Below are 1,337 nucleotides of genomic sequence, written 5' to 3' on the forward strand. Positions count from 1 at the left end.
TTGGTAAATCACTTGCAACAGGAGGCCGTATCGGTCAGTGACGCCTGCCGGGTTTTGCGGGTGAGCCGCTCTGGCTACTACGCACACCGGCGTGCCAGGCCGAGCGCAAGGAGCCTGCAGGAACAGACCCACGTCAGGGCAGCATTCGCCGCCAGCGGCGCGAGCTATGGCAGCCGGCGTGTGATGCATGCGCTGCGGGAGCAAGGGTTACGTATTGGTCGTTACCGGGTGCGTACGCTGATGCGCGACGCAGGCCTGCGCACGAGCTGGAAGCGCAAGTTCGTCTCGACGACCGACAGCAGGCATACGCTACCTGTGGCGGAGAACGTGCTCGACCGCCAGTTTGATGTGGCCGAGCCCAATCGCGCGTGGGTTTCGGACATCACGTATATCCGCACGGCGCAGGGCTGGCTGTATCTGGCGGTCGTGCTGGACCTGTTCTCACGCAAGGTAGTCGGCTGGTCTATGGCTCCCACCATGCCGGCCGGACTGGTCATGTCGGCACTGACCATGGCGCTGCAGCAGCGTCGGCCAGCGCGGGGGCTGGTCCTGCATTCGGACAGGGGCAGCCAGTATGCGAGTGACGAGTACCAGGCATTGCTGAAGCAGCATCACGTGGTTTGCAGCATGAGCCGCAAGGGAAATTGCTGGGACAATTCAGTGATGGAGAGGTTCTTCCTGAACCTGAAAATGGAGCGCGTGTGGCAGCGTCAGTACGCCAACCACGACGAGGCACGGCGCGACATCAACCAGTACATCGTCGGCTTCTACAATGCCGTACGCCTACATTCGACCTTGGGCTATCTGTCGCCCGCTGCCTACGAGGCGAAACCGACAGTGAAAGAACCTATCTGCCTGTCCGAAATAACTTGACCACTACAACCATCGACCCTGATGTTCGCGCTCGTGGTTGTACTGCTCAAGCCACGCGCTAAGATCGGTCTGCAGCGCGTCGACCGATGCGTAGATCTTCTTGCGAAACGCCGCACGATAGAACTCGTTGAGCATGGTCTTGTGCAGGCGCCCGACGATGCCGTTGGTTTGCGGTAACTTCGTCTTTGTGCATGTGGCCGATGTTCTTGACGGCCAGCTACAGTTCGCATTCGTGGTATTCGGTCGACTGTACGGGTCTAGCTCCCTCGCCGTAAGCCGCCGGTCGAAATCATTCGCCCTGCGCCAGCGGCAGCTTTTCGGCCGGCCAGTGGTTGCCGCTCGCCCATCCTACGAAGCCGACACCCGAATGGCTGGTTCGCTAAGAGATCTGCGGGATAATCTACCAGTATATTTCGGCCGGAGCCGGCCATTTGCCCATCGGGGTTGACTTGTCCACTATGGGC

At 60.4% G+C, this 1,337-nt stretch carries 1 protein-coding gene and 1 pseudogene; one reads left to right on the forward strand and one right to left on the reverse strand.

Annotated features, from left to right (window positions below; translation table 11 throughout):
* The coding region (locus tag P0D73_RS46405) for an IS3 family transposase (RefSeq protein WP_408321327.1) at positions 1–873 on the forward strand (873 nt) is incomplete at its 5' end.
* A gap of 9 nt (positions 874–882) precedes the next feature.
* Here the strand turns inward: P0D73_RS46405 and P0D73_RS46410 are convergent.
* Positions 883–1,090 (reverse strand): annotated as a pseudogene (locus P0D73_RS46410) (integrase core domain-containing protein); the annotation flags it as partial.
* Between the last annotated feature and the right edge of the window lie 247 nt (positions 1,091–1,337).

Origin of the sequence: Paraburkholderia sp. RL18-101-BIB-B (assembly GCF_046026985.1) — a bacterium.
In the GTDB taxonomy this organism is placed as follows: domain Bacteria; phylum Pseudomonadota; class Gammaproteobacteria; order Burkholderiales; family Burkholderiaceae; genus Paraburkholderia.